24 protein-coding genes and 1 tRNA gene are annotated in these 24,792 nt (G+C 57.2%); 20 read left to right on the top strand and 5 right to left on the bottom strand.

The annotated features are described in order from the left end of the window. Window positions 1-55 precede the first annotated feature (55 nt). From lhpI to SR894_RS02760, 3 genes are all read right to left on the bottom strand, one after another. On the bottom strand, window positions 56-997 hold the full coding sequence (gene lhpI / locus SR894_RS02770) for a bifunctional Delta(1)-pyrroline-2-carboxylate/Delta(1)-piperideine-2-carboxylate reductase (RefSeq protein ID WP_223287934.1): 942 nt from the start codon (window positions 995-997) through the stop codon (window positions 56-58). A gap of 1 nt (window position 998) precedes the next feature. Then, window positions 999-1,355, bottom strand: coding sequence for a RidA family protein (locus SR894_RS02765; protein ID WP_008959745.1), 357 nt, complete (start codon window positions 1,353-1,355; stop codon window positions 999-1,001). Between the two features lie 182 nt (window positions 1,356-1,537). Then, window positions 1,538-2,305 carry a helix-turn-helix transcriptional regulator gene (locus tag SR894_RS02760; RefSeq protein WP_223287935.1) on the bottom strand — a complete coding sequence of 256 codons (768 nt, stop codon included), beginning with the start codon at window positions 2,303-2,305 and terminating at the stop codon, window positions 1,538-1,540. A gap of 187 nt (window positions 2,306-2,492) precedes the next feature. On the opposite strand from SR894_RS02760, the gene SR894_RS02755 reads away from it, so the two are divergent. Continuing rightward, window positions 2,493-3,863, top strand: a complete 1,371-nt coding sequence (locus SR894_RS02755) for a glycosyltransferase (RefSeq protein ID WP_223287936.1) — start codon at window positions 2,493-2,495, stop codon at window positions 3,861-3,863. Between the two features lie 107 nt (window positions 3,864-3,970). On the opposite strand, the gene SR894_RS02750 is transcribed toward SR894_RS02755, so the two are convergent. Then, window positions 3,971-4,057: transfer RNA gene (locus SR894_RS02750), tRNA-Leu, on the bottom strand. Between the two features lie 114 nt (window positions 4,058-4,171). Here SR894_RS02750 and queA point away from each other — a divergent pair. The 5 genes from queA (at window position 4,172) to secF (ending at window position 9,878) form a co-directional block, all read left to right on the top strand. Then, the gene (gene queA, locus SR894_RS02745) at window positions 4,172-5,203 is read left to right on the top strand and encodes a tRNA preQ1(34) S-adenosylmethionine ribosyltransferase-isomerase QueA (protein ID WP_009286722.1); all 1,032 of its coding nucleotides are present in this window, start codon (window positions 4,172-4,174) and stop codon (window positions 5,201-5,203) included. A gap of 93 nt (window positions 5,204-5,296) precedes the next feature. After that, window positions 5,297-6,415, top strand: coding sequence for a tRNA guanosine(34) transglycosylase Tgt (gene tgt / locus SR894_RS02740; RefSeq protein WP_479694296.1), 1,119 nt, complete (start codon window positions 5,297-5,299; stop codon window positions 6,413-6,415). Between the two features lie 144 nt (window positions 6,416-6,559). Continuing rightward, window positions 6,560-6,886, top strand: coding sequence for a preprotein translocase subunit YajC (yajC, locus tag SR894_RS02735; protein WP_071695382.1), 327 nt, complete (start codon window positions 6,560-6,562; stop codon window positions 6,884-6,886). 132 nt (window positions 6,887-7,018) lie between these two features. Next, complete coding sequence (gene secD, locus SR894_RS02730; RefSeq protein WP_223287982.1) at window positions 7,019-8,872, top strand: protein translocase subunit SecD; 1,854 nt, start codon at window positions 7,019-7,021, stop codon at window positions 8,870-8,872. A gap of 79 nt (window positions 8,873-8,951) precedes the next feature. Further along, window positions 8,952-9,878 (top strand): protein translocase subunit SecF, encoded by a 927-nt coding sequence (gene secF, locus SR894_RS02725; protein ID WP_223287938.1) that lies wholly within the window; start codon window positions 8,952-8,954, stop codon window positions 9,876-9,878. A gap of 134 nt (window positions 9,879-10,012) precedes the next feature. Here secF and SR894_RS02720 read toward each other — a convergent pair whose 3' ends face one another. Beyond that, on the bottom strand, window positions 10,013-10,807 hold the full coding sequence (locus tag SR894_RS02720; protein WP_027957423.1) for an inositol monophosphatase family protein: 795 nt from the start codon (window positions 10,805-10,807) through the stop codon (window positions 10,013-10,015). 174 nt (window positions 10,808-10,981) lie between these two features. Here SR894_RS02720 and SR894_RS02715 point away from each other — a divergent pair, with 174 nt between their 5' ends. The 14 genes from SR894_RS02715 (at window position 10,982) to der (ending at window position 24,681) form a co-directional block, all read left to right on the top strand. Next, window positions 10,982-11,746, top strand: a complete 765-nt coding sequence (locus SR894_RS02715) for an RNA methyltransferase (RefSeq protein WP_223287939.1) — start codon at window positions 10,982-10,984, stop codon at window positions 11,744-11,746. A gap of 181 nt (window positions 11,747-11,927) precedes the next feature. Continuing rightward, window positions 11,928-12,764 (top strand): serine O-acetyltransferase, encoded by an 837-nt coding sequence (cysE, locus tag SR894_RS02710; RefSeq protein ID WP_223287940.1) that lies wholly within the window; start codon window positions 11,928-11,930, stop codon window positions 12,762-12,764. A gap of 105 nt (window positions 12,765-12,869) precedes the next feature. Further along, the gene (gene iscR, locus SR894_RS02705; protein WP_022520074.1) at window positions 12,870-13,337 is read left to right on the top strand and encodes a Fe-S cluster assembly transcriptional regulator IscR; all 468 of its coding nucleotides are present in this window, start codon (window positions 12,870-12,872) and stop codon (window positions 13,335-13,337) included. Window positions 13,338-13,389: 52 nt separating this feature from the next. Continuing rightward, window positions 13,390-14,580, top strand: a complete 1,191-nt coding sequence (locus tag SR894_RS02700; protein ID WP_223287941.1) for an aminotransferase class V-fold PLP-dependent enzyme — start codon at window positions 13,390-13,392, stop codon at window positions 14,578-14,580. Window positions 14,581-14,606: 26 nt separating this feature from the next. Continuing rightward, entirely contained in the window at window positions 14,607-14,933 is a 327-nt protein-coding gene (locus SR894_RS02695; RefSeq protein WP_133730848.1) for a HesB/IscA family protein, read from the top strand. A 230-nt stretch (window positions 14,934-15,163) separates the two neighbouring features. Beyond that, window positions 15,164-15,589, top strand: coding sequence for a nucleoside-diphosphate kinase (gene ndk / locus SR894_RS02690; protein ID WP_022520077.1), 426 nt, complete (start codon window positions 15,164-15,166; stop codon window positions 15,587-15,589). Window positions 15,590-15,678: 89 nt separating this feature from the next. After that, complete coding sequence (rlmN, locus tag SR894_RS02685; RefSeq protein ID WP_133730849.1) at window positions 15,679-16,893, top strand: dual-specificity RNA methyltransferase RlmN; 1,215 nt, start codon at window positions 15,679-15,681, stop codon at window positions 16,891-16,893. Between the two features lie 191 nt (window positions 16,894-17,084). Further along, window positions 17,085-17,819, top strand: coding sequence for a type IV pilus biogenesis/stability protein PilW (pilW, locus tag SR894_RS02680; RefSeq protein WP_133730850.1), 735 nt, complete (start codon window positions 17,085-17,087; stop codon window positions 17,817-17,819). A gap of 47 nt (window positions 17,820-17,866) precedes the next feature. Further along, window positions 17,867-18,904, top strand: coding sequence for a RodZ domain-containing protein (locus SR894_RS02675; protein ID WP_223287942.1), 1,038 nt, complete (start codon window positions 17,867-17,869; stop codon window positions 18,902-18,904). Between the two features lie 8 nt (window positions 18,905-18,912). Then, window positions 18,913-20,028, top strand: coding sequence for a flavodoxin-dependent (E)-4-hydroxy-3-methylbut-2-enyl-diphosphate synthase (gene ispG / locus SR894_RS02670; RefSeq protein WP_027957428.1), 1,116 nt, complete (start codon window positions 18,913-18,915; stop codon window positions 20,026-20,028). A 61-nt stretch (window positions 20,029-20,089) separates the two neighbouring features. Continuing rightward, window positions 20,090-21,391, top strand: a complete 1,302-nt coding sequence (hisS, locus tag SR894_RS02665; RefSeq protein WP_133730852.1) for a histidine--tRNA ligase — start codon at window positions 20,090-20,092, stop codon at window positions 21,389-21,391. 67 nt (window positions 21,392-21,458) lie between these two features. Then, window positions 21,459-22,115 carry a YfgM family protein gene (locus SR894_RS02660; protein ID WP_223287943.1) on the top strand — a complete coding sequence of 219 codons (657 nt, stop codon included), beginning with the start codon at window positions 21,459-21,461 and terminating at the stop codon, window positions 22,113-22,115. Beyond that, window positions 22,112-23,281 (top strand): outer membrane protein assembly factor BamB, encoded by a 1,170-nt coding sequence (bamB, locus tag SR894_RS02655; protein ID WP_223287944.1) that lies wholly within the window; start codon window positions 22,112-22,114, stop codon window positions 23,279-23,281. Before SR894_RS02660 ends, bamB begins: the two co-directional genes overlap by 4 nt. Then, a complete protein-coding gene (gene der, locus SR894_RS02650) occupies window positions 23,278-24,681 on the top strand; it encodes a ribosome biogenesis GTPase Der (RefSeq protein WP_071695367.1) in 1,404 nt (467 codons plus the stop codon). The genes bamB and der overlap by 4 nt, the downstream gene beginning before the upstream one ends. Window positions 24,682-24,792: the final 111 nt, after the last annotated feature.

The raw sequence follows: 24,792 nt of genomic DNA, 5'->3' as shown, positions 1-24,792 counted from the left end.
TATGAGTGGCGTTGCTACCCATCGGGTAGGGATGGTGTTGTTTTTATGGCAATCGTTATGACTGTTCTGGCAGCGACTCCCACACTTCAATGGCAGCGGCTAAATCTTCCAGCGAAGCACCTACCGATTTGAATAGCGTGATGGCCTCCGGTGCAGAACGCCCCGGCTTAGCCCCGGTCAGCACTTCAGCAAGCTCCGCCTGAATCTTGTCGAACTGGAATTCACCCTCTTCAATGGCTTGCAGAATGTCGCCCGCTTCGCCCTTGGCACCGGCGTAGGTATCCACAAATACCTCTGAGCGACGCAGACACAGCGCATCGGTCTCGCGCATTTGCGGCCGAAACGCGCCAATCAGATCCAGGTGAGTGCCAGACGTCAGCCACTCACCTTTGATCAGCGGCTGGTTGGAGAGCGTTACGCAGCTGATGATGTCTGCCTCGGCTACCGCTTCTGCGAGTTCTTCCACTACGTGGGTCTCAAAGCGTTCGGCGTACTCGTCGGCAATCGCCGCCGCCTTGCTGGGGTTACGCCCCCAGATCAGCACCCGCTTGATGGGTCGCACGCTGGCGTGGGCCTCGATCACCATGGGCGCCAACTTGCCGGTACCCACCACCAGCAGCGTTTCTGCGTTCTCATTGGCCAAAGCCTGAGCGGCCAGCGCGGAAGCAGCCGCCGTGCGACGCCGGGTGAGCTCACTGCCATCGATACACGCCAGCGGCTGGCCGTGCTTACCCTCGCTGAGCAGGTAAAGTCCGGAGATCGCCGGGATACCGTGGTCGGCATTTTGCGGAAACACGTTGACCATTTTTACGCCGATATAGCCCGCCGCTTCCCAGGCGGGCATTAGCAGCATAGTGGCTTCGCCATCCGGCCGGTGCATCGCGTGGTGATGGCGGGGAGGAGACTCCACGCCGTTCACGAACGTCGTTTGTAGCCGCTTGATCAAGCCATCCCACGTCAGGTGGCGCGTGACCTCTTCGGCAGAAACAACCCGCATATCAGGCCTCCGGCAGCGCGGCTACCACCATAATTTCAACTTTCCACTCGGGCTTGGCGAGCTGGGCTTCAAGCGCGGCACGCACCGGCGGACGACCGGGCACGACCCAGGCATCCCAAGCAGCGTTCATTTGGTCGAACTCCGCCATGCTGGTGACCCAGATTTGCGCTGAGATCAAATGCTCTTTCGAGGTGCCCGCCTGGGCCAGCAGTTGATCGATACGCGCCAGCACCTGCTCGGTTTGGCCGCGCATATCCGCCGTGGCATCAGGTGGAACCTGGCCAGCCAGATAAACGGTGCCGTTGTGAATCGCCACTTGGCTCATACGTGCATTGCTGTCTTGGTAGGTAACGCCCATGGTGTTTTCCTTGAAAGAGGTTGTGTTGATTTAAAAGGGATCATCAAAGACTAGTGCGCTCGCCGACAAATTACTTGCCCGACACTGCGGTAGATTTGCCCGCAAGTCATGCAGGCAGTTTTCAGGAAGAAGCCATTTACTGAAAGCGGCTATCTGGGAGGTATGGCTATCTAAGAGAGGGTCTATCTATCAGACGAAGGAGAGACTTCAAAATAGCGCCGATAAGCGCGGGAGAAACTGCCCTGATCGCGAAAGCCCACCAGCATAGCGATATGCCCCAGGCTCAGCGTGCTATGGCGAACCAGCGTACGGGCGTGCTCTAGGCGCCTGCGCTGTACATACGCCAGCGGCGTCACTCCAGTTAGCTCACGAAAGCAGCTGTGGAAGTGCCCTGGGCTCAAGGCACATAGGGAGGCGAGCTGCTCCACGCGGATCTCCTCAGCCAGATGTTGATCCAGCCAGGCATCCAAACGAGCAAGGTCGAGGCGTTCGCTAATACAGTGCTGGCCCAACTGCCCAACCGCTGCGGGAGTAGCGTCATGCAGATACATGGTCAGCGCGCGTAGCAGCAGAATAGCTATTTCATTCTGCAGCCCAGGGCACTGCTCAAGCTGATTGGCCAGGGCGTGAGTGAGCTGGTTTAACGCGGGAGGGACGCTGAAAAAGCGCGGTTTATCGAAGAGGCGCTCAATCTCGCTGCCTTTCTCAAGCGACGCTAACTGGGCAACGGGTATATCCAACACCAAGGTACGGTTGCTGCCATCGCCCTGGTACTCGTGGTGGCGCGACGAAGGAATCAGACACCCACGGCGGGCGGTCACCCTTTCCCCGTGCCCCTCCATCGAGAGCTCCGTAACGCCACAGGTAGCCAGAATAAGTTGATGGAAGTCGTGGGTATGGGCCACCTGTTCTTGGGCTAAGTTGCGGCTGTGCAGCTCAAAAAGGGCCATGGAAGGTTACCGTATTTCGTCGAATGCTGTTTCAGCACTATAAAACGGCTAGGCAACAAAAAGCGAGGGAGCCGTCCACTGTGTACAAACACTCAGCTTGATGGGTGCAAGCTGGGTACTGGCTGTCATCCGCCAGTCATGGACTCAGGTTAGCGTGGCAATAAGCTGCCAAAAGAGTCCAAACAACATGCCACAGCGCCGACGCCCCTCTCTCAGCTCTCCTCTCAGTGACCAGGAAGTCGCGGCCCTAACGCAATTAGCCAACGGCAATGCCCTTCACCTGCAGCGTAAAGCCGACCGCGAGGCACGGCTGGCGTCAGCTTTAACGCTGTTTCACTCAGTGGCGTCAACGACCGAGACGCCGCTGAGCGGTATGAAGATACTGATGATTTCGGATGTCTACTTCCCTCGCGTTAATGGCGTTTCCACCTCTATCGCCAGTTTTCGCGGTGCCCTTGAGCGTTTGGGCCACTCGGTCACGCTGATCTGTCCCGATTATCCCGTAGGCCAAGTGGACGAGCCGGGCGTACTGCGCATCGACTCGCGCCAGGTACCCGGCGACCCAGAGGATCGCATGATGCGCTATCGGGACTTGATCGCCCTGGCACCGCAGCTTGCCGCCGAAGCCTTTGACCTTATTCATGTCCATACGCCGTTTACCGCTCACTATGCCGGTGTAGCGCTGGGGCGTCGGCTCGGGCTTCCGGTGGTAGCGACCTACCACACCCTGTTTGAGGAGTATGTTCACCACTATATCCGCTGGCTTCCACGACGCTGGCTGCGACTTGCCGCGCGTCGTCTTTCAGTGCACCAGTGCCAGCAGCTCGACGCCTTGGTCGCTCCTTCAAGGGCAATGCAGGAAGCCCTTACCCGCTACGGCGTGACCACGCCCTCCACGGTAATTCCCACCGGTTTGTCGCTGGAGGCGTTCTGCCACCCTCAAGGAGCCCAGGATGATAGCGACTTTCGAGCCCACTACGATCTGCCTACAGATGCGCGCCTGCTGCTTTATGTAGGCCGCGCTGCCTTTGAGAAGAACATCGATTTTCTGATCGATATGCTGCCCAAGGTATTAGCCGAACACCCCACCGCCCGGCTGATCATTACCGGCGAAGGCCCGGCCCATGACTCGCTTGTCCGGCGCGCCCAGGAAGTTGGCGTGGCAGACGCCGTACTTTTCCTTGGCTATCTCGACCGCCACGGCCCACTGCAAGCCGCCTACCGCGCCGCCGACGTTTTTGTATTTGCATCACGCACGGAAACCCAGGGGCTAGTGCTGCTGGAAGCGATGGCGCTAGGCACACCGGTGGTTTCCACCGCCATGATGGGCACGCTGGATGTATTAAAAGAAGGAGAAGGCTGCCTGATCGCCGAGGATAACCATGACGACTTCGCCGCCAAGGTCAACCACCTGCTAAATGATGAAACCCTGCGCCAACAGCTAACCGAACGCGCCCACACCTACGCCGCTAGCTGGCACGAAGATTCCAAAAGTGCCGAGCTGGTTGCTCTTTATCGAAAGCTGGTGGTTGAAAGTTTGGTTAAGAAGAAAAAGTAAGCGCCGAACTCTCCGTTGACACTTTGTGGACACAATCAGGGACTTAGGAAGGGAAAAACTCAAATCGCAGACACAAAAGAAGGCACCTAAGTGCCTGATTTTAAAGATGGTGCCGGTAGCCAGACTCGAACTGGCACACCCGTAAAGGCGGCGGATTTTGAATCCGCTGCGTCTACCAATTCCGCCATACCGGCAATGGATGCGCATTATACGTAATTAACGAGGTAGGTCAATCACATTGACTGACTTTATGCAGCCAAAGCGCTATCCTATGCCGCCTGTTTGATCAACGTTAAGAGTTATACGCCATGCAGCGCGCGGATTTTCATTACGAGCTACCCGACGAATTAATTGCTCGCTACCCTTCTGAACAGCGTAGCGACTGCCGTTTGCTGTGCGTGGATGGCCAGAGCGGCGCGTTGGAACACCGCCGTTTTCCCGATTTGCTTGAGCTTCTGGAACCCGGCGACCTACTGGTGTTTAACGACACCCGGGTAATTCCAGCGCGCCTGCACGGCCATAAGGCCAGCGGCGGCAAAGTGGAGATGCTGTTGGAGCGCCCACTGGATGCCCACCGCGGTTTGGCGCATATTCGCTCGAGTAAATCCCCGAAGCCCGGCACCGAGCTGATTTTCGAGGGTGATATTCACGCCATTGTAGAAGGCCGCCGTGATGCGCTGTTTGAGCTGCGATTTTTGGGCGATACGCCGATGATTGCGCTGCTTGAAAAGCACGGCCATATGCCGCTGCCGCCCTACATTACCCGCGAAGACGAACTCAGCGACCGTGAGCGCTACCAGACCGTCTATGCTCGGCGTGACGGCGCGGTGGCGGCGCCGACCGCCGGGCTGCACTTTGATCAGCCGCTGCTGGATGCCCTTGCCGATAAAGGCATTAATCGTGCCTTTGTGACGCTGCACGTAGGCGCAGGCACTTTTCAGCCGGTGCGCGTCGACAACATCCTTGAACACCATATGCACAGCGAGTGGATTGAGGTCACGGAGGCCACCTGTCAGCAAGTGCGCGAGACCCTGGCAGCAGGTAAGCGCGTGGTGGCAGTGGGCACCACCAGCGTGCGCTGCCTGGAAAGCGCCTGCATGAAAAGCAGCGATGGGCAGATCGCGCCCTATAGCGGCGACACCGATATTTTCATCTACCCCGGTTACCAGTGGCGCTGCGTGGATGCTTTAATTACCAACTTCCATCTACCCGAATCGACGCTGCTGATGCTGGTGTCCTCCTTTGTCGGCTATGACACCATCATGCACGCCTATCAACGGGCAGTGGCCGAGCGCTATGCGTTTTTTAGCTACGGCGATGCCATGTTGTTAACCCGCTAGGTATTGTTGCTGATTGTTGACCCGCTTGCCCTGCACCCGTCGCGCCAAACGAACGAGATTAACGAGTTACTTTATATGCGAAATGAATGCTTTATGCGCTTTGAGCGCCTGGCCGACGATGGCCGCGCCCGCCGTGGCCGCCTCCACTTCCCCCGTGGCACGGTGGAAACACCGGCGTTTATGCCGGTGGGCACTTACGGCACGGTGAAAGGCATGACGCCCGATTCCGTCAAAGAAATTGGCGCCGAAATCATCCTGGGCAACACTTTTCATCTATGGCTGCGCCCCGGCACCGAGGTAATTGAAGCTCACGGCGATCTGCACGATTTTGCCCAGTGGGACAAACCGATCCTCACCGACTCCGGCGGTTTTCAGGTCTTTTCCCTGGGCGAGACCCGCAAGATCACTGAGCAGGGCGTGCACTTCCGCTCGCCGGTGGATGGCAGCAAAGTCTTTATGGGCCCGGAAGAGTCCATGGCGGTTCAGCGTTCGCTAGGCTCCGATGTGGTGATGATCTTTGACGAGTGTACGCCCTACCCGGCCACCTTTGACGAAGCCGAGAAGTCCATGGAGCTGTCGCTACGCTGGGCCAAACGCTCGCGGGATGCCCATGGAGACTCGCCTTCCGCGTTGTTCGGCATTATCCAGGGCGGGATGCACCCTGAGCTGCGCGAGCGCTCGCTCAAAGGGCTGTTAGAGATCGGCTTTGACGGACTTGCGATTGGCGGGCTTTCCGTAGGCGAACCTAAAGAAGAAATGATCAAGGTGCTCGACTACCTGCCCACCTGGATGCCGGATGACAAACCGCGCTATTTAATGGGTGTCGGCAAACCCGAAGACCTGGTGGAAGGCGTGCGGCGAGGGGTGGATATGTTCGATTGCGTAATGCCCACCCGCAACGCGCGTAACGGCCACCTGTTCACCTCGGAAGGCACGGTCAAAATTCGTAACGCCAAGCACCGTTTTGACACCCGTCCGCTCGATGAAGAGTGCGACTGCCATACCTGCAAGAGTTTCTCGCGTGGCTACCTGCACCATTTAGACCGCTGCAATGAAATGCTCGGCTCAATGCTCAACACCATCCACAACTTACGTTACTACCAGCGTGTGATGGCTGATTTGCGCGCGGCAATTGAAGCGGGTACATTGACGACCTTTGTGGAAGGCTTCTATGCACGGCGCGGCCTGCCAGTGCCTCCCCTTGCTACCTAAAATCAAGCGAATTAATCGCCACGCGCCTTGGCGCGTGGTTTAAACTGTTCGACTATGTTTTTTTGAACCAAGCTTTTAACAACCAAGCTTTCATAACTAAGCCTTTAAAAACCTAAGCTTTTTCTAACTCAGGAGCTCTCTACAATGCTGGATTTCTTCATCTCACCAGCCCATGCCCAAGAAGCCGCCGCTGGCGGTGGTATTGCGCAAATCGTCATGCTGGTCGGCTTCGTGCTGATTTTCTACTTCCTGCTGTGGCGCCCGCAGGCCAAACGCGCCAAGCAGCACAAGCAACTGGTCAGCAACCTGGACAAAGGCGATGAGATCGTCATTGGCGGCGGTTTGGTGGGTCGTATCACTAAGGTGAGCGACGAATTCCTGACCATCGAGATCTCTGAAGGCACCGAAGTTAACGTGCAGAAGAACGCCGTTGCCGCCGTACTGCCTAAAGGCACCATCAAGTCCATCTAAACCTTGTAATACCCCTGCCGAGCCAGTGCCAGCCACCCCGGCAGGGGTGACATGGTATGAATGATGGTGAACTTTGCTGTGCGCGGCGTGTTCGTGCACAGCATTCCGTTTGTAATTGAAGGCAGGGCTTGCATGCTCAACCGTTACCCCCTGTGGAAGTATCTACTGATACTGGTCGTCCTGGTGGTTGGCCTTATCTACTCGCTTCCCAATCTATTCCCCGAAGATCCCGCCATCCAAATTAGCAGCGCCCAAGGCGATTCGCTGGATGAGCGTCAGATAGACCGTGTTGAAACCGCGCTCAACGAAAACGATATTGAGATCAAAGCCCTCGAAGAAGAGAACGGGCAGTGGCTTATTCGTTTGCGTCACGATGACGATCAACTCCCCGCACGCGACATCGCCACTGAGCTATTAGGCAATGACGCAACGGTAGCCCTCAACCTCGCTGAAGCAACACCTGAATGGCTGCAGGCGTTTTCCGCCTCGCCCATGACATTGGGTCTTGATCTGCGCGGTGGTGTGCACTTCCTGCTCGAAGTGGATATGGATGCCGCGCTGACCCAGCGCCTGGAAGTCAACGCTAGCGCCATGCGTGAGCTGCTGCGCGACGAGCGGATTCGCTATCGTAATACCGATATCGAAGAGCGCTCGCTGTCGATCGACTTTGCCAGTGCCGAAGACCGCGACACGGCACGCAGCCTGATCAGCCGTGACTTTCCTGAGTTTGAATACAGCAGTGAAGGCGATGGCCGCGCTTCAACGCTGGTTATGACCCTTAGCGATCAGTCGGTTAACGAAATTCAGGATTACGCGATCAACCAGAACTTGACCACCCTACGCAACCGGGTCAACGAACTGGGTGTCGCGGAGCCCATGGTGCAGCGCCAAGGCCCCAACCAGATTGTGGTGGAGCTGCCGGGTATCCAGGACACCGTGGCAGCTAAGCGCATTGTTGGCGCAACGGCGAATCTGGAGTTCCGCCTGGAAGCGCGCAACGATACGCCGGATAACGAAACGGAAACCCTCACCTTTCGCAATGAGCCTTCGCGCACTGCTGAACTAATGCGCGATGTGATCATTACCGGCGATAGTGTCTCCAGTGCCAGCAACAGCTTTGATGAGAATGGCCGCCCGCAGGTCAACATTGATCTGGACGGTACCGGTGGCACGCTTATGAACCGCGCCACACGCACCAATATCGGTCGCAATATGGCGGTGCTGTTCATTGAGCACAAGAGCGAAGACACCGTGGTGACCGACCCGGAAACCGGCGAAGAGACCATCGAGCGCGAGCCCTACGTTGAGCGCGGCCTGATTAGTCTGGCAACGATTCAAAGCGCCCTGGGCAACAGCTTCCGTATCACCGGCTTGGATTCGCCGACAGAAGCGGCTGAACTGGCGCTTCTGCTGCGTTCTGGCTCACTTGCGGCACCCATCTACTTCGTTCAAGAGCGCACCATTGGGCCAAGCCTGGGCGCTGAAAACATCGAGCGGGGCCTGCTCTCGGTACAGATCGGCTTACTGCTGGTCGTGCTGTTTATGCTGGTGCGCTACAAGGTGTTTGGCGTGTTTGCCAACATTGCCCTGGCGCTGAACTTAACGCTGCTGGTCGCGGTGATGTCGATGCTGGGCGCCACGCTGACACTGCCGGGCATTGCCGGCATCGTACTGACGCTGGGCATGGCGGTAGATGCCAACGTACTGATTTTCGAGCGAATACGCGAAGAGCTACGCAATGGAATGTCGGTTCAGCAGGCCATTCAAGCCGGCTACGAACGAGCCTTCACCTCCATCGTCGACGCTAACATCACCACACTGCTGGTGGCCGTAATCCTGTTTTCAATTGGCACCGGCCCGGTCAAAGGTTTTGCCGTCACGCTCTCTATCGGTATTTTGACGTCGCTATTCACTGCTCTAATGGTGACTCGCGCCATGGTTAACCTGGTTTATGGCAGCAAACCCGTCAAAAAGCTGTGGATTTGAAATGCACGGATTTGAAATGCACGGATTTGAAATGCATGGATTTGAACCACGTGCCTAGCCCAGAACTTAAGAGGTGGTAATGAAACCCCTATCACATCTGCAAATCGACTTTATGGGGCGACGTAAATTTGCGTATATCGTCTCAGCTGCAATGATAATCGCGTCGATTGCTGCCATCGTTTTTCAACAGCTTAACTTCGGGCTGGATTTTACTGGCGGCACGCTGATTGAGGTGCGCTACGGTGCTGCACCTTCATTAGATGCCATTCGGGTATTGCTCGAGGAGAGCGGCTTCCAGGATGTCTCAGTGCAAACCTTTGGGGCATCAACCGAAGTATTGATTCGCCTACAACAGGCATTTGATGCCGACGTAGGCGGCGAGGTCGTTAACCTGCTGCGCTCCAGTGGCGATAGCGTGGATCTTATTCGCTCCGAGTTTGTTGGCTCCCAGGTGGGTGACCAACTGCGCGACCAGAGCGGACTGGGCATGCTGGTCGCACTCGGCGTGGTCATGCTCTATGTCGCCTTCCGCTTCCAGTACAAGTTTGCGATTGGTGCACTGCTGGCACTGCTACACGATGTACTGATTGTGGTGGGCGTTTTTGCGCTGTTTCAGCTCGATTTCGACCTTACCGTATTGGCGGCCATCCTGGCAGTGATCGGCTACTCGTTGAACGATACGATCGTGGTTTATGATCGCGTCCGCGAAGCCATCCGTACCTCGCGCATCGACGATATGCCGCAGATCTTCAACGAAGCGATTAACGCCACGCTCTCGCGCACTCTGGCCACCTCTGGGACCACTGTCCTGGTACTGCTCGCTCTGCTGCTGCTGGGCGGCGATATGATTGAGAACTTTGCCATTGCACTACTGGTCGGTATCGTAGTGGGCACGTTCTCGTCTATCTACATTGCCGCGGCGCTTCTGCTACCGCTAAAACTGTCACGGGAAGATTTGATTCCCACCAAGAAAGAGCTGGACGAAGAAGAGGAAGAGCTGCCTTAACGGCGCATCTCTTTACTCCTCTTATTTAGCCTACAAAAAAGCCCCTACTGGAAACCCAGCAGGGGCTTTTTTTTGTCTTTAAAAACGGTCGTCTTTAACGCTTTTACCTTTAAAAGCTTAGCATGGCTACTTACTTAAAAGTGCGGCGTTAGCTGCTTGATCAGCGCCTTGTAGAGACGCGGCCCAGCGGCCATTAACTGCCCTTCCACTTTCACTGTGGGTTGGCCGTCCGGCGTGCCCATCAAGGCGCCCGCCTCTTTCAGGAACAGCGTGCCTACCAGCATATCCTGCTCTTCCAAGCCGAGTACAAAAGCGCTATCCACTCGCCCGGTGGCCAACTCACACAAATCCAGCAGCCCACAGCCCGTGGCCAGCAGATTTTCTATCTGCGGAGCAAGTTGCTGTGAAACGGTTAAATAGGCAGGTAAATTGCGCGGGCGTAGCCAGACTTCCGGCAGGCTCATGGCCATACGCGTACCGCTAATGGCGGTTGGCTTGCTAACGCGCATGCGCTTGTCGTTGTGCTGGGCGCCGCGGCCGCGGCTGGCGATATATTCGTCGTCGGCGAACGGGCAGATAATCACTGCGTGCTCGGGACGACCTTTGATAAGACACACCACTGAGAGTGCAAAGCCCTTACCGGCAACGGCTAAATTGGAGTAGCCGTGCATCGGTTCAATTTTCCAGACGATGTCCGCGCCTTCGCCTTCACCCGCGCGGTGCGGGGTAAAGCGGCCGGTAACACCGTGCTGGGGATAACCGCGCTCCAACTGCTGCACAATCGTCGCTTCGGCCTTGCGCGCCGTCTCGTCGAGCAGGCGGTCAAGGTTAAATTCATCGTGCGCATTTTCAATACGTTCGCGTACGCGGAGGAAGTGTTCAACAGCGCTGCGTGCAGCACGCAGCGTAAATTGGACCATCGGATTCATGATCGGGCCTTGTGACAGTGATGTTAAAGAACGTGATGCTAAAGCATAAGTAGGCGCAGGTGCCGCCTTTGGCGCGCAATTCTAGCAGACCGCTCTCGGGCATACCACCGACTCATGTTAGACTGCGCGCTTTACGCGATAATAATCACCCTCTTTATTCACCGAGCCTTATTCATGCTTGAGCGCATCCGCATTATTTTAATCGGCACTAGCCATCCTGGTAACATCGGCGGCGTCGCCCGCGCCATGCACAATATGGGCTTGGCAGATTTGGCCCTGGTCGCCCCCCGCTGTGAGGTGATTACCCAGGACAGCATTTCCCGCGCCTCCGGCGCAGATCACCTGCTTCACCAAGCCCAGGTTCACGCAACCCTGGAAGACGCAGTAGCCGACTGCACCCTGGCCGTGGGTGCCAGTGCACGCTCGCGCACCCTACCCTGGCCGATGATTTCACCGCGGGAATTAGCTGACCGGCTGCCCGACGAGTGCCAGCTCGCAGGCGCCCGGGTGGCACTGGTGTTTGGCCGAGAAGACAGCGGCCTTACCAATGCTGAATTACAACGCTGTCACGCTCACGTGCATATTCCTACCAATGCCAACTTTAGCTCGCTCAATTTGGCCGCAGCGGTGCAGGTGCTTGCCTATGAGTGTCGCATGGCGTGGCTAAGCCAATCAGATGGCCAAGCGGATGCACCTCCAACTGTGCCAAATGATGACGATGATCTGGCCACCCACGCCGAGCTAGAGCGCTACTTTGAGCACTTAGAGCGCACGCTGATTGGCATTGATTTCCACGACCCTGAGCAGCCGCGACAGCTAATGGCGAGACTGCGCCGCCTGTACCTGCGCGCCCGCCCAGAGCGCATGGAAATGAATATTTTGCGTGGAATTCTATCGGCCACCGAAAAGGCTGCGAATACCAAGCCACGCAAGCCGTAATTTATTAGACAGGAAACGCTAAACTTGAAGTTGATGCTGCGTGCCCCAACTTCGCTATTCTGCTAATGTGATTTCTCTATTGATTTTCTCTATTGATATTCCAAGAACCGGCGATATTTCAAGAATCCGTTCTAATAGTTCAATAGCTAGACGCCGCCTTTATAACGCCAAGGAACACCTCATGTTTCAACGTCTACGTGAAGACATCAACAGCGTATTTGAACGCGACCCGGCCGCACGTAACTTTCTTGAGGTGCTGACCAACTACCCTGGCCTGCACGCCCTGCTGCTGCATCGCTGCGGCCACTGGCTGTGGAAAAAAAACCTCAAGTGGCTGGCGCGGACGCTATCGACGTTTTCACGCTGGCTCACCGGTATTGAAATTCACCCGGGCGCCACGATTGGTCGGCGGTTTTTTATTGACCACGGCATGGGGGTGGTGATTGGCGAAACGGCGCTGGTGGGCGATAACGTCACGCTCTATCAAGGGGTCACCCTGGGCGGCACCAGCTGGAGCAAAGGCAAGCGTCACCCCACTTTGGGCGATGGCGTGATTGTGGGCGCAGGTGCCAAAATACTGGGGCCCTTTACGGTCGGCGCTGGGGCGAAAATTGGCTCTAATGCCGTGGTCACAAAAGAAGTGCCCCCCGGCGCCACTGTGGTGGGCATACCCGGCAAAATCGTTAAACGCGCCGACCCCGATGTGGAAGAAGCACTGGATGTGGATCCCGCCCGCCGAGAAGCCATCTGCCAAAAATTTGGCTTTGATGCCTACGGCGTCAGCCAGGATATGCCCGACCCCGTAGCCCGTTCGATGCAGGCGATGCTCGACCATATGCACGCCGTGGATGAGCGCATTGAGCGCATGTGCTCTACCCTGCGTAAGCTAGATGACAACTACCGCGACGGCCAGCTACCGGCGCTGCGCGATGAAGATTTTGCCGACGTTCTGGACGAGAACGATACCGGCTGCCCCGGTGTTGGCAAGCACTCGGCCACTCCGCCATCAGCCGAGTAAGAAACACTGCCGCCGCGTAATGGTTGACCAAAGCACTCAGGTTTTCCCATAATGGCAGCACATTTGCCGTTAGTGCGCTGAGTTTTCAGCGTCGAGGGGCTTGCCATGCGCTTGACCACTAAAGGCCGTTACGCCGTTACTGCCATGCTCGATTTAGCCTTGCATGCCCACAACGGCCCGACCAGCCTAAGCGATATCTCCCAGCGTCAAGAGATATCGCTCTCCTATTTAGAGCAGCTTTTTGCTCGCCTGCGCCGTGCAGGCTTGGTCAACAGCGTGCGCGGCCCGGGCGGTGGCTACCTGCTTTCGCAGCCTGCAGACGCGATTAGCGTCTCAAAAGTGATAGACGCGGTGAACGAAAGCGTAGATGCCACCCGTTGCCAGGGGCTCTCTGACTGCCAACAGGGCGATACTTGCCTGACGCATCATTTGTGGTGCGAGCTCTCCGTACAGATACGCCATTTTCTTGACGATATGACCCTGGCACAACTGATGCTGCGTCCTGATGTCATACGTATTGCGTCGCGACAGAAACAGCGTGCAGAGGCAGGCATTCTCGCCTCTTCACCCTGACTCCAAGACACAATCCCGATTGCCCTGACCGATCAACCGCTGGAACGTAACGATGACCACACCCACGCTGCCCATTTACCTGGATTACGCCGCCACCGCGCCGGCGGATGCCCGCGTGGTTGAGGTGATGCAACGCTACCTGACGGTTGATCAGCTATTTGCCAACCCGGCTTCACGCAGCCATATGCTGGGCTGGCAGGCAGAGCAGGTGGTGGAGCAGGCACGCCGCCAGGTGGCCGATGTGATTGGCGCCGACCCGCGAGAAATCGTCTGGACCAGCGGCGCCACCGAAGCAGACAACCTGGCGCTGACAGGCTTTATGCGCGCCAACCGCGAGCACGGCCTACACTTGGTTACCTCGACGATTGAGCATAAAGCTATCGTTGACACTGCCCATGCGCTGGAGAAAGAGGGCTTTGAGGTCACTTGGCTAACGCCGGGCCGGGATGGCTGCATTGAACCCGAACAGCTGCGCGCAGCGATGCGCGACGACACCGCGCTGGTCTCACTGATGGCGGTTAACAACGAACTGGGCAGCATCAACGACATTGCGGCTCTGGCGGCCGTTGCCCATGAGTTTGGCGCGGCCTTTCATACCGATGCCGCCCAGGCGGTGGGGCGTATTCCCTTAGACGTAGTGGCCCAGCAGATTGACCTTATGTCGCTATCTGGCCATAAAACCTACGGCCCTAAAGGCGTCGGAGCGCTGTATGTGAAGCGCCATCCGGACATTCGCGTTGAGGCGCTGATTCATGGCGGTGGCCACGAGCGCGGTATGCGCTCCGGCACCCTACCGACACACCAGATCGCAGGCATGGGTGAAGCCTTTGCGCTGATGCAGCAGCAGTACGACGAAGACAACGCCCATATAACGGCCTTGCAGCAGCGCTTTCTGCGCGGCCTTGAAGGCGTCGACGGTGTGTTTTCCAACACGCCATTGGGTGATAAAGAGCAGCGCTCAGTGCCCAACATTCTCAACTTGGCGTTTGAAGGCGTCGACGGTGAATCGCTGCTGATGGCGCTGCGCGATGTGGCGGTGTCTACCGGTTCGGCGTGCAACTCGGCCAGCGTCGATCCGTCCTATGTGCTGCTCGGCATCGGCACGCCACGCTCGCTGGCGCTCTCATCGCTGCGTTTTAGCTTCGGGCGCTTTACCACCGAAGCCGACATTGATTATGCGCTAACGCTCATACGCCATGCGGTGAGCGGTTTACGTACACCGCCCCGTCAAGCGGCTGACTAGCTGACTATTTTTAAGGAGGACGCCTCATGGCAACACTCAATATTACCCCGGCTGCCGCACAACAGATTCGCCACGCGCTCGACGAGCGCGGGCAAGGCCTTGGCCTGCGCGTCTCGGTCAAGCCAAGCGGCTGCTCAGGCTATAGCTACGTGCTCGATTTTGCTGACACCGTCAGCGACGAAGAGATCCATTTTGAAGCCCACGGTGCCAGCGTCTATGTTGCTCCCGATGCGGTGGAGATGCTTAACGGCAGCGAAGTGGATTACGTCAGCGAAGGGCTGAACCGCTTTTTCCGCTTTAACAACCCTAACGTCAAAGATGAGTGCGGCTGCGGAGAGAGCTTTACCGTCTAAGCATTGCTTGGTCAGCTTCATCGCCGGTATTCATCCCCCGGCTTAAGCGCTATAATCGCGCACCTGGATACATAAGCTCAGGCAGCCGGGGTATGCCCGCATACTTTTTTGACGCATTAGTGTTTAAAAACGCTAGCTGCCGAAGCGCTATTAACTGAATCATCTTCTGGGCCGCCCTGGCCTTCTAGGGCGGCACTTTTTGCTTAAGCCTTTTTGAGGAGACCATTTACATGGCTACTGAACGCACTCTTTCTATTATCAAGCCTGACGCCGTTGCTAAAAATGCCATCGGTGACATCATTGCTCGCTTCGAAAAAGCGGGTTTAAAAGTCGTCGCTGCCAAAATGGTACATCTCTCAGAAGAGAAGGCTGGCGGCTTCTACGCAGAGCACAAAGAGCGTCCGTTCTTTAAAGACCTGGTTGGCTTCATGACCTCTGGCCCGGTGGTTGTACAAGTGCTTGAAGGTGAAGGCGCTATTGCTAAAAACCGCGATCTGATGGGTGCAACTAACCCTAAAGAAGCAGCACCCGGCACTATTCGCGCCGATTTTGCGGAAACAATCGACGCCAATGCTGTCCATGGTTCTGATTCTCCAGAAAGCGCTGAGCGCGAAATTAGCTACTTCTTTGGCAACGACGAAATCTGCCCGCGCTAAGCCTTTAAGGTAGCGCCGCCGAAACAACTTTCGTTGCCGGCCATTTTGCGGGGGCTAGTCCCCCGCCCCTTTCTATAACGCTGACCGCCATGACCACCACTGTAGCCCAACATACGCCCGCCCCCCGTCCAGGCGCCGATAGTACTGAAGCCGATAGTACTGGCGCCGCCAGCAAATCTGCTGAAAAAGCGACGCCTGAGCGGCAAAACCTGCTTGGCATGTCCCGCGAGCAGATGGAAGCTTTCTTTTTGTCGATCGGCGAAAAGAAGTTCCGTGCCGCACAGCTAATGAAGTGGATTCACCAGGAAGGCAGTGATGACTTTGCTGCCATGACGAACCTCTCCAAAGCGCTGCGTGAAAAACTGGCCCGGCTGGCAGAAATTCGTGGCCCAGGGGTGATTTATGAAGGTACTTCCAGCGATGGTACCCGTAAGTGGGTGCTGGAAGTGGAGGACGGCAGCTATGTGGAAACGGTGCTGATTCCGGCTGAGAACGGTAAACGCCGCACGCTATGCGTTTCCTCTCAAGTCGGCTGCTCGCTGGACTGCAGCTTTTGCTCCACCGGCAAGCAGGGTTTTCAGCGCAACTTAACCGCTGCTGAAATTATCGGCCAGGTATGGGTTGCCCAGCGCAGCGTTGGCCCGCGGCGGGATACGGCAAACCGTCCGGTGACCAACGTGGTGATGATGGGCATGGGCGAGCCGTTGCTCAACTTCGATAACGTTGTGCCCGCCATGAAGCTGATGTTGGATGACAACGGCTATGGCCTGTCCAAGCGCCGCGTGACACTGTCGACCTCTGGCGTGGTGCCAATGATCGACAAGCTTGGCGACGAAATGGACGTTAGCTTGGCAATTTCGCTGCATGCCTCTACGGACGAATTGCGCAATGAGCTGGTGCCCATCAACCGTAAGTACAATATCCGTGCGCTGTTGGATGCCTGCCACAGGTACCTTGCCAAGTGCCCGGATAATCGTCAGGTCACTATTGAGTACACGCTGATCAAGGACGTCAACGATCAGCAGGAGCACGCCGAGCAGCTTGCTGCACTGCTGAAAGAGTTGCCGTGTAAGATCAACCTGATTCCGTTTAACCCGTTCCCCAATTCGGGTTACGAAAAACCGTCACGCAACCAGGTGATGCGCTTCCAGCAGTGGTTGTATGATTTAGGCTACAACGCCACGGTTAGAACAACCCGAGGTGAAGATATCGATGCTGCCTGTGGCCAGCTCGTTGGTCGCGTGAAAGACCGCACCAAACGCAGCGCGCGCTATATTCAGTCAGTCCAGCTCGATGCTGACTAGGGTTTGTACGAAAAGTCGGCGAACGAAGGCAGTTTGCGTACTAAGCCTAAGGTGGGAGTGTAGAAAACCGGGCTTATCTTGACTTCCGCTTGGCACGGCGCTTTGATGGTCACGGTTTTTATTTAGATTAGCACTGCTGTTTGTCAGTATTGCCTTACTAGCAGTTGGACGTTCACCACACGAGGATTTACATGATCGCTCACCGCAGGCGCCAACACCCATCGCGGGTGCCCATGCTCACCGTGCTTATCGGTAGCTTGTGGCTAGCCGGCTGTGCCTCGTCCAACAACCTTACACCGCAAGCCAACCCCGCGGCGGCAGAAGCCTATACCCAGCTTGGCGTCGCCTATCTAGAGCGCGATAATCTTCCCCGCGCCCTCAACGCACTGGATCGGGCACTTGAAATTGCCCCTCACCATGCAGAAGCGCTGCAAGCACTGGCACTGGTTTATCAACGCCAGGGCGAAAGTGCACTTGCCAACGACTATTTTCAACAGGCGGTGAATGCCGAACCTGACTTCACCCGCGCCCGCAACAACTATGCGGCGTTCTTATACGGTCAGGGTCAGTTCAATGCCGCCTGTGAGCAGTTAGAAACCGCATCACAGGATGCCCAGTACGCCAACCGTGCCCAGCTATTTACTAATTTAGGGCAGTGTTACATGGCGCTGGAAGAATTTGATAAGGCGCGCGCTCGATTGGAGCGTGCGCAAAGTATTGATCCGCGTAATTCACGCGGCTATTTAATGTTAGCTGAACTCGAATATTCGCAGGGCAATTACTCTCAGGCCTGGGCACCGCTGCAAACCTATTTGCAGCTCGCCGAGCCCGACCAAGCAGCGCTAAGAATGGCGGTTGATATCGCACAGAAGCGCGGCGAGCATAGCGTCGCCGCTGAATACCAGCGCCTGCTTGGCAACGACTGACTGATTGACGCCCTGATCACCGCTTATTTAATGAAGGATGCTCAGCCATGAGCGATACACAGTCACAAGAAAACGTCATTGATAGCCCTAGCACTAGCGCCTCTCCTGGCGAACTTCTTGCTCGCCAGCGCGAGCAGCTTGGTATTCCGCTTGCCGATGCGGCCCGGGCGCTCAACCTGCGCCCCGCCGTCGTGGGAGGTCTTGAGCAGGATGACTATCAAGAGATTCCTGTCGCCGCTTATCGACGCGGCTACCTGCGCTCTTACGCCAAATACCTGGGCATGGATGACCGGCTAGTGCTTGAGGCTTATCAAGCCCGCAGTGGCGGTACCGACACCGAACGCAAAGTGACCCCGGTCTCTACGGCGAGGCCGCCCTCCCGGGTTGGCGCGTGGCTGTTTAAGCTGGTTACCCTGCTGGTAATTGTGGGACTTATCGCTGTAACCGTGATGTGGTGGCAAAGCCGGGGTGGCAACGAGCCACCGGGCTTTGGCTCAACCTCTACGGAAGAGACCGCTACCGCCCCAGCAGAGCCGACCAGTGAGCCCGATGACACTGCAGCGAGTACGGATTCAAGCTTCACCAGTGGCGATGAAAGCGCGACGTTGCCCAGCAATGGCACCAACGTCGCGCCTTCACCGACGGCTGCGCAAGAACAAGCGCCCAGCGTTCAAGATAATGTTGACGCGATTACAGGCCTTGACGAATCCGCACTGGATAGCACCACCGATACGGCCAGCACCGCGGAGGATAGCGATGAGCCGAGCGAGCCTGAGCCAAGCAGTGTTGAAGAGAACGACACTGATAGCGAACAAACCGCTGCCGCCGAGCAGACCGCCAATGCCAACGTCCTTGAGCTAACGTTTAACGAGCAGTCGTGGACGGAGATTTTTGACGCCACCAACCAGCGCGTCTTCGTTGGCCTGCAAACGCCCGGCACCTCGACAACCGTCGAAGGCGAGCCCCCGTTTCGCTTAACCGTAGGCAATGCCACCGGCGTCGAGCTGCGCTACCAAGGCGAGGAAGTTGACCTTCCCGCCCGCGCAGGCGCCAACAATGTTGCCCGATTCACCTTGGGAGAGTGACCCGTCTTATGCACGCCCCTTCTCCGATAAAGCGCCGCCATTCCCGCCAGATTCAGGTTGGAAACGTCGCGGTGGGCGGTGATGCCCCCATTGCCGTTCAAAGCATGACCAATACCAACACCCTGGATGTCGCCGCGACCGTGGCCCAGATCCAGCAGTTGGAAAAAGCCGGTGCGGATATCGTGCGCGTTTCAGTACCCGATATGGACGCCGCCGAAACCTTTGGTCAGATCAAAAAACTCGTCAATGTACCGCTCGTTGCCGATATCCATTTTGATTACAAAATAGCCCTACGTGTCGCCGAACTCGGCGTCGACTGCCTGCGCATCAATCCAGGCAACATCGGCCGTGAAGACCGCGTACGCGCGGTGGTTAGCGCCGCCCGCGACCATGGCATTCCGATCCGGATTGGTGTCAACGCAGGGTCGTTGGAAAAAGACCTGCAGAAGAAGTATGGCGAGCCTACCCCGGCGGCATTGGTGGAGTCCGCCATGCGCCATATTGATTACCTGGATCGGCTCGACTTCCCCGACTTCAAAGTCAGCGTCAAAGCCTCGGATGTGTTTATGGCCGTGGCCGCCTATCGCGACCTGGCCGCGCGCATCGAGCAACCGCTGCACTTAGGGATTACCGAAGCCGGTGGTCTGCGCTCGGGCACGGTCAAGTCATCGATTGGTCTGGGCATGCTGCTGATGGACGGCATCGGTGACACGATCCGTGTCTCGTTGGCGGCAGACCCGGTGGAAGAGATCAAGGTCGGCTTTGATATGCTCCGCAGCCTCAAACTGCGCTCTAAAGGTATTAACTTTATTGCCTGCCCCAGCTGCTCGCGCCAGAACTTTGACGTTATTAGCACCATGAACCAGCTCGAAGAGCGGTTGGAAGACGTGATGACGCCGCTTAACGTCTCGGTGATCGGCTGCGTGGTCAATGGCCCCGGCGAAGCCAAAGAGACCGATATCGGCCTGACCGGCGGCAGCCCCGCCAACCTGGTGTATATCGACGGCAAGCCCGCCAGCAAGCTGCGCAACGACCACTTGGTAGATGACCTGGAGCAGCTGATTCGCGAAAAAGTGCGCGAAAAACAGCAGCAGCAAGACGATATGATTGCCCGCAGCGTTTAACCGCTGGGGCTGGCTGCCAGCCTGGGTGAACCACGCCTGATGGCAGAATAAGGAGTTTTCTTTGAGCAAGTCCGCCGTTAAAAAAATTCAAGCCATTCGTGGTATGAACGACCTACTGCCCAGCGACAGCCCACGCTGGCAATTTTTTGAAGCCAAAGTACGCCAGCTAATGCTGCGTTACGGCTTTAATGAAATCCGCACGCCTATCGTTGAGCAAACCGCGCTGTTTGCACGCTCTATCGGTGAAGTTACCGATATCGTCGAAAAAGAGATGTACACCTTCGACGATCGCAACAGCGAGAGTTTGACTCTACGCCCCGAAGGCACCGCAAGCTGCGTGCGCGCGGCCATGGAGCACGGCCTGCTGTATAACCAAACTCAGCGGTTGTGGTACCAGGGGCCGATGTTTCGCTATGAGCGTCCGCAAAAAGGCCGCTACCGCCAGTTCCACCAGATCGGCGTCGAGACCTTCGGTTTTGATGGCCCGGATATCGACGCCGAGGTGATCCTGCTTTCGGCACGCCTATGGCAAGAACTCGGCTTGATGGAGCACGTCACCCTGGAGCTCAACTCACTGGGTTCGTCTGAGGCGCGGGCAGCCTACCGGGATACGCTGGTGGCCTACTTTGAGCAGCACCTAGACGTCCTCGATGAAGACTCCAAGCGCCGTTTGACCAGCAACCCGCTGCGTATTCTCGACTCCAAAAATCCGGCCATGGCTGAGATGCTCGACGGCGCGCCGCAGTTGATGGATCACCTGGATGCCGAATCCCAGGAACACTTTGAGCAGCTCACCAGAATGCTTGAAGCAGCAGGCATTGCCTATGTGATCAACCCGCGCTTAGTGCGGGGGCTCGACTACTACTGCCGTACCGTGTTCGAGTGGACCACGACTGCGCTGGGCAGCCAGGGCACCGTATGTGCCGGCGGACGCTACGACGGCCTGGTCGAACAGCTGGGCGGCAAGCCTACCCCAGCGGTGGGCTTTGCCATGGGCATTGAGCGGCTGATTCTACTGCTCGAAACGCTTGAGCTGATCCCTGAGAACGCCCTTGGCGGCTGCGATGTCTATTTACTGCCCATGGATGATAGCGCCACCACAGCAGCCATTACCCTGGCCGAGCAACTGCGTGGCGAGCTGCCTGAACTGCGTCTGCAGCTTCATTGCGGCGGCGGCAGCTTTAAAAGCCGAATCAAAAAAGCCGACAAGAGCGCTGCTACGATAGCCATACTGATCGGTGAAGATGAAATCGCAGCGCGGTCGGCAACGGTCAAGTTTCTGCGCGATGACCGCGAACAGCAAAGCGTTCCTCAAGCCGCATTAGGCCGCACGCTGGGCGAGCTTTTAACGGCTAACGCATAAGCCCTGCAGGCAGCCTGCTTGCATGCGACGGTCTAAACATACGACTTTAGAAGAAAGGAGCCCGCCCGTGGTGGAGCTGAGAAGCGAAGAAGAGCAGCTAGACGCCGTTAAGCGCTGGTGGAAAGAGAACGGCATGTCGTTGATTGCAGGCGCTGTTCTGGCGGCGGCTGGAGTATTCGGCTGGAATGCCTGGCAGAACTATCAACAGGGCCAAGCTGAAGCGGCCTCCATGCGCTATCAGCAGCTGGTTAATATGACCGCTGGCAACGAGCTTAACGAGGAGCAACTAGCAAGCGCGCGGGAAATGGTCAGCGAGCTGACCAACGAGCATGGCGATACGCTCTACGCCGAACTCGCCCTTCTGCTCGACGCCCGCTTGGCTGTTCAGCAAGGCGACTTGGAAGCAGCACGTACCGCACTGGAAAGCGCAGCCGACTCCTCGCGCCGCTATGTGCAAAGCCTGGCGTGGCTTCGCTTAGCGCGTGTTGAGCTTGCCGACGGCAATCCCACACAGGCGCATGCGCTGCTGGATGAGCCAATTACTGACGCCCTGGCAGCACAGCGTGCTAACGTACGCGGCGATGCGTTCGCCGCTCAAGGCAACACTGATGCAGCCCGCGATGCTTGGGAAACGGCGTTGGAAGTGTCACAAACCCAAGACCAGCCGCTTTACGGCGTGCAGTTCAAGCTTGACGATCTCAGCGCTGAGGAGGCGACACAATGACGTTTGGTATCCCAACAAAACAGCTAGTACGCGCAAGTTTAGGCGCGCTGTCGCTGGCACTGCTAGTCGGTTGCGCTAGTAAAGGTGAGCCAGCTTATACGCCCAAAGAGCTGCGTAGCTTCGACGAAACCTCTTCGCTAGAGACCCAATGGGATCGCAAAGTGGGCGATGGCCTGGGCCATGCCCGTTACCCCATCGCGCCTTCCCGTGAAGGCGACACCGTGTTTGCAGCCGATGTCGAGGGCGTGGTAATGGCGATGGATGCCAATAGCGGCGACGTCAAGTGGGAAATCGACCTTGATACGACTATTTCCAGCGCGCTAACGGCGATTGCCGGTCAGGTCTATCTGGCCACTGGCAACGGCGAAGTGATCGCGTTGGATCAAGGTGACGGCAGCGAAGAGTGGCGTTCGCGGGTATCCAGCGAAGTGCTGGCCGCGCCCCAGGCCAACCGGCAGTTGCTGATTGTGCAAAGTGTCGATGGCCGTGTCACGGCTTTGGATCGCGCCACGGGTGCAGAACGCTGGGTATACACCAGTTCGCAGCCGTCACTCACCCTGCGCGGCACCGGCACGCCAATGGTCATTGATCCAGTCAGCTTTGTTGGCCTAGCCAATGGCCGTCTGGCCACCCTGGATAACCGTAGCGGGCAGCCGCTATGGGAAATGCAGATTGCCACTCCCCAAGGGCGTAGCGAAGTGGAACGCCTGGTGGATCTTTCTGGCCAGCCGGTCATCAGCCCCGATGGCCGCCTGTTTGTGACCAGCTATAACGGCCGGGTGGTGGCGCTGGAAGCAACCCAAGGCGACGTACTTTGGGAAGCGGATCTCTCCAGCCGCCATACCCCGATTCTGGTCGGCGACTTTCTGTTTGTGGTCACCGATGACAGCCAAGTCGTCGCCCTCGACGCTAACAGCGGCCGCGAAATTTGGCGCAACGACGATTTAGAAGATCGTTGGTTAACCGCCCCCGCCTTCGCCGATGGGCGTTTAGTATTCGGCGATTTTGACGGTTATCTTCACCTGATCGACGCTCGCGAAGGCGATATCGTGGGTCGCACTCGCGTGCACAGCTCGGGCATCAGCGTACGCCCGGTCACTGAAGGCAGCACCATTCATGTCCAGGCCAACAATGGTCGCCTGGAAACCCTGGAAGTAACTCCATGACACCCGTCATTGCTTTAGTCGGTCGCCCCAATGTGGGCAAATCGACGTTGTTTAACCGCCTAACGCGCTCGCGTGATGCACTGGTGGCCGACTTTCCTGGCCTCACCCGCGACCGTAAGTACGGTAATGGCATGCTGGGCGATAAGGTCTATACCGTGATTGATACCGGCGGTATCAGCGGTGACGAAGAAGGCATCGACGCTGCCATGGCGGAGCAGTCACTCGCCGCCATTGATGAAGCCGATATTGTGCTGTTTATGGTCGACGCTCGCGCCGGCCTTATCGCCGCTGACCAGGCGATTGCCAACCACCTGCGGGTCAATCAGAAAAAAACCTGGCTGGTGGTGAATAAAACCGATGGGCTGGAAGAGCATTCGGCCATGGGCGACTTCTGGTCGCTCGGCCTCGGCGATCCCTGGCCGATTGCTGCCGCCCACGGGCGCAACGTTTCCACCCTGATTGATGTGGTACTCGAACCGTTTCCCGAGCGTGACGCCAGCATTCCTGCCGACACCGGCAGCAAAGGCGTTCGCATCGGCGTGATTGGCCGCCCCAACGTGGGAAAATCGACCCTGGTCAATCGCCTGCTAGGCGAAGATCGGGTCGTCGTGTTTGATGAAGCGGGCACCACCCGCGATGCCATCGAGATTCCTTTTGAGCGCCGCGGCAAGCCCTATGTACTGATTGACACCGCGGGTATTAGGCGGCGCAAGAACGTGCGCGAAATCGCCGAGAAATTTTCCATCATCAAGACCCTGGATGCGATCAAAGAGTCCCATGTGGTAATCATGGTACTGGATGGCTCCAGCGGCCTGGTGGAGCAGGACTTGCACCTGCTGGACTATGTGTTGACCACCGGTCGTGCACTGGTGCTGGCAGTCAACAAGTGGGACGGCCTGGAGACCGAAGCCAAGGATAAAATGCGCACTGAAGTGAAGCGCCGCCTAGGCTTTGCGGATTATGCCGAACTGCACTTTATCTCTGCCCTGCACGGCACGGCGGTGGGTGATCTCTACCCCTCGATTGATCGCGCCTTTGACGCCGCTAACGCCCACTGGTCGACCAACCGCCTCACCACCCTGCTCCAGGACGCGGTCAGCCAAAACCCACCGCCGATGGTGCACGGACGGCGTATCAAGCTGCGTATGGCTCACCAGGGTGGAAGCAACCCGCCGATTATCGTCGTCCACGGCAACCAAACCGAGTCGCTACCCGAAGCCTACCGCCGCTATTTGACCAACACTTTCCGCAAGGTGCTCAAGGTGCGCGGCACGCCGATTCGCTTTGAGTTTCGCTCCGGCAGTAACCCGTTTGATGACATGGCGGGCGCCAGCGACAAAGAGAAGGCCAAAAAGCGCGAGCTTAACCGCACCAAAGAGGCGCGCAAAAGCCGTCGCTAATCATTTTAGTAGCTGCCTTTTGAACCCGCCCGTTTGCATCGCCAAGCGGGCGTTTTGGTTCTAGCCTTCAATAAGCACCTGAACACGCAAATTGTCTTGACAGAATATGGC

Source organism: Vreelandella neptunia (assembly GCF_034479615.1).
GTDB classification, from domain to species: domain Bacteria; phylum Pseudomonadota; class Gammaproteobacteria; order Pseudomonadales; family Halomonadaceae; genus Vreelandella; species Vreelandella neptunia.
The sequence above is the reverse complement of the archived record's forward strand: the minus strand, read 5'-3'. Positions and strand labels throughout refer to the sequence as shown.